This is a genomic window from Candidatus Zixiibacteriota bacterium (genome assembly GCA_020853795.1).
Taxonomy (GTDB): domain Bacteria; phylum Zixibacteria; class MSB-5A5; order CAIYYT01; family CAIYYT01; genus JADJGC01.
In genome coordinates, this window is sequence record JADYYF010000047.1 from 1 (window position 1) to 7,070 (window position 7,070).

A 7,070-nucleotide genomic window follows, 5' to 3' on the forward strand; every position below is an offset into this window, starting at 1 on the left:
GGCCGGTTGAAACCAGCGTGTCGCCGTTTACGATCGCGCCGATCCAGATCGCGCCTTGGTACAAGTATTCAAGTCCGGAACCAGCCGGGAATTCACACGAGGGCGCCGGCAGTCCGGTTTCGGGATCCAGAAGCGAGGGGTCGCCTTGATTGCCGAGGATGCCGTAGTTGCTAATGCTAAAATACAAGTTACCCGTCTTGTGCACGCGAATATCGAACGCCGCATTTCCGGAGCGCGAGCCGGCGGGAGCAAGCGATTTAGCATCATCCTTGACGGCGGCCCCGCCATTTACGTTCAAACAAACCAGCAGCAGGAACGCCACGATAACGCCTGATGAAGTACCCATTTTTACCTCCCAGTGTTCATTGAGCCCAAATGACCTTCCGACATTTTGATACCTTTTGCCGGCAAGCTGACGCTTTCCTCAATTTGTAGACGGAGGACGCGCAACAATCGTGCAATCACGCTTGCCGCAGAAATTTGGCGAGCTACTTTCGCAGTCGTGAATCGACCCAGCACACTTGCCGCGATCAAAGTACGACATGTCCTCTTTCTGGCGCTTGCCCTCCGGCTGATCGCTGTCGTCTTCTCGCAGGGGTACTTTGCGCATGACGATCATTTCGAGACGGTCAATATCGCGTGGAGTTGGCAGCATGACGGCGGTTTTCTCGAAGACGGTTCATTGCGCTGGGAGGGGAAGCCCGATTTCGGCGTGATTCGCAGCGCCGTCTATAACTTCTTCCTGCTCGGCCTCATGAAGGTGACCGCGCTCGTCGGCGTGACGACGCTTGATGCGCACATGTACTTCAATCGGCTGATCCACGCGCTGCTGTCGCTGCTGCCGGTATTTTTCGGATATCGCTATTTGCGTGAGGAGACGAATCAACGCACCGCGACCATCGGAGGGCTGCTGCTGGCGGGGCATTTTCTGATGCCGTTCTTAGGGGTGCGGAATTTGGTCGAGATGGTCTCGGCGGACCTGCTGATGCCCGGCCTTTACTATGCCCAGCGTGCGACCAAGGCGACAGGGAAGCACTCGCGGTTCGCATTATTGGGAGGCCTATTTTGCGGCGGGGCGCTGATGATCCGCTACCAGTCGGCGGCGGCGATCGTGGTTGTGCCACTGGCGATGATGATTGCAGCGCACAGACAGCGTGAAGTTGATTCCCCCTTGGCGAAGGGGGTCAGGGGGTTGTTTTCGCCCGCGCTGATGTTTGTTGCGACATTGCTGGTTATGATGCTACTGCAGGCGTTGCTGGATCTGTGGACGCACGGACGCTTCTGGGGGAGTTTTGTAAATTTGGTGACTCACATAGGCGAGCCGAACGTCGCGGGGCCGTGGTATCGGCATTTGCTCCTGCTGCTCGGTGTGATGGTGCCGCCGCTGTCGATTGTGATGGTCGTGGGACTTTTTCACAAGAGTGTCATTTGGCGGCATCTGGTGCTGTGGAGCGCGCTGGTTTGCTTTGTGGTGATTCACTCGATCATTACCGAGAAGCAGGAACGCTTCATGATTCCGATGCTGCCGCTGCTGATCGTTCTCGGCATGGCGGTGCTGTATCAGCTTGAGCAAGGGACAAACTTGTGGTCGCGCGCACGGTGGTTGCGACGGATATGTTGGGGGATCTTCATGGTAGTCAATTTGGCGGCACTGCCGGTGTTCACGATCAATTACGGCAAGCGGGGGGCGGTATCGCCGCTGGTGTACCTGTCGCGCCAGCCCGATGCGGACCGAGTGTTGATCGACATGACGGAGCGGAATCTGTATGTGCCGTATTCGTACTGGAGCACTGATCGCTCCGGCGCGGTGGTGTTGCGGAGAGACGGCGATCTGGATTCGCTGCTGGCGGCGGCTGCGTTGAATCCGGGCGATCCGCCGCGCTATGCGGTGATCTACGCCGATCGCGATCTGGAGCGACATCTTGCCGCTCTAACGGAGCGGCTCGGGCAGTATGAGGTAGTGTTTCACGGCGAGCCGTCGCTGCTGGATGCGATTGCTAACCGGCTGAATCCCAGGTACAATCGGCGCAATGAGTCGTGGGTGGTGAGGTTAGCGCCCCGCTTGAACTAAGTACCCCCATCAGGGATCGAACCTGAATCTCCGGCTCCGGAGGCCGACGCGTTATCCATTACACCATGGGGGCAACTGGCGCTATAGTAGATTTTTCCAAGGCAATTGTCAACCGATTTGCCGGCAGAACGACCTGAGAGCGCCATCTGATGATGATAATGGTCTAAGTCTATCTTTGTAGTTGCTAATCTATTGCCGGCGGTATAGATTGTGACTAACGCAACCAACATCTCTATTGCTGCCGGCCGCGAATCTCCTTTGCCTCCTGTCGTTGGCGCGCGTCTCCGAACGAAAATAGAATCTGAATACAAACGGCATTAATCAAAAACCTCGCGCGTTCGCGAGGGGAGGCGGTATGTTTCTCAAGTTGTACCTCCGCGGTGTGGTCTTGACCGCGCTGTTGTGCGCGCCGGTATATGCGCAGACGTGGACAGTTGATCCGCTTGGCTCGACGGTCGACTTGCGCACCGTGGCCTTGGCGGACCTGTTCAACGATGGCGGGTTCACGCCGGCCGACGGTTTCGGCTCTTGTCCGGCGATCAACGGGTTGCCGAATCCGTGCAATTTCCAGCCGTGCGTCTACACTGACGATGCGCAGACTTCGTTCTTTGGAGCGGGCAATCTGCTGGTCTGCCCGAATTCGACCGAAGCGTTTGATTTGCGGATGATGTGCGATGCCGGTTCGACCGACGCGGCCGGACCGGGGCAGCTCAACACCGACGCGGTGATTCAACTCGGCATTCGGGGTATCGGCACGCGCGAGTTGGTGATCAAGTGGCGCGTCACCGCCGACGAGGAGCTGTGCGGCGACGGCGGCTATGGCCGCGCTTGCGCAACGTTGAATTCGCTAATCAAGGCGCAGGTGGTCGGCGTGAGCCCCAGCGATTCCTTCCGGGTGGTCTACGAGTACAAATACTACACGTTGGTGACAAACTCTGCCGAGGCATTTGTTGAGGATGCTTCGCAGGTATCGGCCGATGTCGCTTTCGCTGTCAATGGCGCAGCGCCTGCGCCGGTGTTCGGACTGCCGATTCTGCCGGTGAATGCCACCAACACCGGGGATGGCGTGTATACGTTTAATGGCCCGGCCGGTGCGATTGCTTTTGACATTGCCGTTCGGACGGAAGCCGGTTCGCTCATGCAGGATCCGGGGCCGGTGGATGCGCTGTGCGGCATCCGCGACAAAGAAGGCGGCGTGTTCTGTGGCGAGTTGAAACTGCGGATCGAGAAGAAGTCGTTCCCGATTCCGTACGGCCTGCCGCTGACGAATTACATGTTGCCGGTCAATCCGTTCCCCGGTGGTTCGGTGGGATACAAGTTCTTGATGGGGAAGTACGAACTGACGAATCTGCAGTATGCGTATTTCCTCAATGATGCCGAAGTTGACGGCGGCGCGACGGCGCGGTCGAGTTTCATGATCTTCATGCCGGACGGTTCGGTCGTGACGACCGGCGGCGAGATGATGTTCGATCGCACTCAGTCGAGCATCAACTACAATCCGCTCGCCGCGGTCGGGCTGCGCTACGTGCCGCAGGTCGACCGGGTCAACCATCCGGTAACCGGCTTGACCTGGCTGGGAGCGGTGAAGTTCTGCAATTGGATGACGATCGACCAGGGTCTGGGACTCGGCGAGCGTTGCTACACAGAGGGGCCGTTAGCGAGTGACTGGCGGCCGGTGACGATCATGGCGGGCGATTGGGCGGCGCGAGATCTGAACGCCGCGGAGCGGCAGGCGTTGGTCGACAACTACAGCGGCTATCGACTGCCGATGGACAATCTGGGACTCGGGGTCACCGGTCTGATCAGTCTGCAGAACAACCTGTACAACGAGTGGTATCAAGCGATCGCCAGTGATCCGGCGGCGCCGGCGTTTGACCGTCCCGGTCCCTTCGGCGAAACGGTGCCGGCGTTTCACTGGAGTTTTGGCTACGGGCGCGACGCGATCAACAATGTCGACTGCAACTATGCCGCCAGCAATGATCCGTTCGAGCCGGCGACAACGCCGGTCGGGTACTACAACGGCGTCAGTTTCCTGGCAGATGCGACGACGCTCACAGTTGATACTGATAATCGCAATCTGCTTTACGATCTGTCCGGCAATGTGTTTGAGTGGGGGCAGGACCTGGTCGCAGTTGGCCCGACGCGCGACATGATTGCCCGCGCCGGACTGTTCCCGTTTCCGCAGTCGGGATCGGCCGGGGCGTTGCGCGGCAGCAGCAATGTCACTTCGGCGTCAGTAGTGGTTGGGATGCGCCTGCTTCAGGTGGCATTGAGTTGCCTCTGCGGCGATGCTAATGGCGATGGACTGGTGAGCGTATCCGACGTGGTTTATCTGATCGCCTACATCTTCTCGGGCGGCCCGGCGCCGGTTTGCGACTCCGATGTTGACGGCAGCGGCGGGGTGTCGATTTCGGATGCGGTGTATTTGATCAGTTACATTTTTGCGGGCGGGCCGATTCCGAATTGTCCGTAGCGCGAGGAACGCGCCTGCGGGCCGAGATTGCTTCGTCGCGGTGGAGCGCGATTTGATGAGGGTGTTCGTTGGCTCCTCGCGATGACACGACACGGCGAGTGACAGGATATGGCCATTGTAGTCGGAGACGAATGATATGGAATCCGACCCGCTGGCCGCCGTTGCTGAGGGGGAATAGATGGGCGGCGGTTCGTCGCGATGGGATTTCGCAGCATGACCGGGCGACACACCCCGTCTCGAGCCCGCAGGATGGGAGACAGGAGAGGTAGTGGAGGCCGCGTGACGTTGGTGCTTTAGGTGGAATCGGCAAGGCGGGCTCGATCCACCCCTCTCGAGAGGGGAATTGTGGCATGTCGGAGTCTACGTTTGCGCTGTTCCCAGCGAACGGATTGGACCCGTGCACCGGCCCTGCGTGTTAAGTCAAACGGGGTGACGATGGATCCGGTCGGTGAGCGCGCGAACATCGTCTCCGGCGGCGACAATGCCGATTGCCAAAAACGGGAAGCATGCTTATCTTGCGCGTAAAGCGACTTCGGAGGTTATGATGCAGATTCTGCCTGCGCTCCTTCTCGTTTTTAAATCCGTCATAATCGGAAGTTCCGTGCTAGCCCAAGACGTCTGCCCGCCGGACTTACCAAACGACTATGAATGGGAGTTTCGCGTGTTCGGGACTTCCGACGGTTCGGGTTATTCGTGGTGCATCAACGCCGATGCCTACAGTTTTTGCGACTCCAACGTCGCGGTACCGGCGGGTGCGAGTGCACATGATGTAGCCGTGGCTCTGGCGGCCAGTATTGCGGCGCAGTGTCTGAATGTTACTGCTTCTGTCTTCCTCGACAGATTTTATTTTCAATTGCCGTACATGAACGGGCATCCGGAGAACTGGCCGACCTTGTGTTTGGGCCGAGCGGGAGAAGCGCCGACTTGCTGTGTCCCCTTCGGCGGGCAGATTTGCGTGCTGGATGTTGAGATCGAGAACTACAATTACTCCTGTAAGTGCGGCGACGCCGACCACAGCCTGACCTGGTCGATATCGGACGCGGTGTTTCTGATCAACTACATCTTCGCCGGCGGTCCGGCTCCGCGCCGGGATTGCGAGGGCGATGCGGACGGTAATAAGCTGGTCACGATCTCCGATGCGGTCTACATGATCAATTTCATTTTCAGCGGCGGCCCGGCACCGGCTGGGTGCTGAGTCCGACACAACAGCAGGACCCGGAAAGGAGCTTGAGCGCATGAATCTGATGAAGGCTTCTGTCCTTGTCTTGCTGGCCTGCGTATCTGCAGGAATCACGGCGCAGGCTCAGAATGTCTGCCCACCGTACGGGCCATATCTTCCTACTCTTGGATATTGGGTTTTCGGAAACGCCAACGGCTCGGGTTATTCCTGGTGTATCTCCGGCGACGGCTATAATCTCTGCGATTCGAATGTGAGGGTCCCGGCCGGTGCGTCTGCCGCCGCAGTGGCTGCCGCTCTCGCTGCCAGTATTAATGCGCAGTGTCCCAATGTCACAGCGGATTCCTACGGGAGTCTCTTGCGCTTTCAGGTTCCGTATGACGATGCGTACCCCGGGCGCTGGCCCACACTTTGTGTTGGAGTAGCTGGCGAGCCGCCGCTCTGCTGCCTCCCCGAACTTGCCGACAGCTGCAAACTCGACGTTACCATTGTGAATAACAATCCCGCCTGCAAGTGTGGCGATGCCGACCACAACTACCGGTGGTCGATTTCTGATGTAGTCTTTCTCATCAGTTATATTTTCGGCGGAGGGCCGCCTCCACAACAAGTCTGTGAAGGCGACGCCGACGGCAATGGGATTGTCACGATTTCGGACGCTGTCTGGCTGGTCGGCTACATCTTTTCCGGCGCTCCGGCTCCTTACGGTTGCGATCAACCTGCACGTTAGTCTTGCAGCTCGAAACCATTCACGCGATCGCGGTAGGTCGGTTGAGGCGGCACGAGTGGTTTAGACCTGCGGCGATATCTCCACCAAATTCACTATTGACTCTCGTCCGCGAGCCGATAACTTCCTGTGACTTAACGTAAAGGTGACCGATGCTCTGGACGAAGACATACATACCGACTCTCCGCGAAAGCCCGGCCGACGCCGAATTGATCTCCCACAAGCTGCTTCAGCGCGGCGGCTATATCCGCAAGCTACAAGCGGGCGTCTACAACTACCTGCCGCTGATGCAACTGACGCTGCTCAAGACGATCAATATCGTGCGCGAGGAGATGAACCGTTCCGGCGCGATCGAAATCACGATGCCGGTGCTGCATCCGGGCGAATTGTGGCAGGAATCGGGGCGCTGGGATGTGATGGGCAAGGAGCAGATGCGGATGAAGGACCGCCACAGCCACGACATGGTGCTCGGCGGGACGCATGAGGAAGTGGTCACCGACCTGATCCGCGGCGAGCTGCGCAGTTACCGGCAGTTGCCGCTCAACCTGTACCAGATTCAGGTCAAATTCCGCGACGAAATCCGCCCCCGCTTCGGCCTGATGCGCGGCCGCGAGTTCCTGATGAA

The 7,070-nt window shown here is 58.6% G+C and carries 6 protein-coding genes and 1 tRNA gene; 5 read left to right on the forward strand and 2 right to left on the reverse strand.

All coding sequences use genetic code 11. From position 1 onward, the window contains the following. Positions 1-346, reverse strand: a 346-nt coding sequence (locus IT585_03300) for a hypothetical protein (protein MCC6962255.1), incomplete at its 3' end; no start/stop codon positions are given. Positions 347-502: 156 nt separating this feature from the next. Here IT585_03300 and IT585_03305 point away from each other — a divergent pair. Next, entirely contained in the window at positions 503-2,071 is a 1,569-nt protein-coding gene (locus IT585_03305) for a glycosyltransferase family 39 protein (protein ID MCC6962256.1), read from the forward strand. Position 2,072: 1 nt separating this feature from the next. On the opposite strand, the gene IT585_03310 is transcribed toward IT585_03305, so the two are convergent. Beyond that, a tRNA-Arg gene (locus tag IT585_03310) sits at positions 2,073-2,144 on the reverse strand. A gap of 282 nt (positions 2,145-2,426) precedes the next feature. Here IT585_03310 and IT585_03315 point away from each other — a divergent pair. The 4 genes from IT585_03315 to IT585_03330 all read left to right on the forward strand — a co-directional run. Then, on the forward strand, positions 2,427-4,544 hold the full coding sequence (locus tag IT585_03315) for an SUMF1/EgtB/PvdO family nonheme iron enzyme (protein ID MCC6962257.1): 2,118 nt from the start codon (positions 2,427-2,429) through the stop codon (positions 4,542-4,544). A 601-nt stretch (positions 4,545-5,145) separates the two neighbouring features. Next, complete coding sequence (locus tag IT585_03320) at positions 5,146-5,739, forward strand: hypothetical protein (protein MCC6962258.1); 594 nt, start codon at positions 5,146-5,148, stop codon at positions 5,737-5,739. Positions 5,740-5,779: 40 nt separating this feature from the next. Next, on the forward strand, positions 5,780-6,448 hold the full coding sequence (locus tag IT585_03325) for a hypothetical protein (protein MCC6962259.1): 669 nt from the start codon (positions 5,780-5,782) through the stop codon (positions 6,446-6,448). Between the two features lie 149 nt (positions 6,449-6,597). Next, positions 6,598-7,070, forward strand: a 473-nt coding sequence (locus tag IT585_03330) for a proline--tRNA ligase (protein ID MCC6962260.1), incomplete at its 3' end; no start/stop codon positions are given.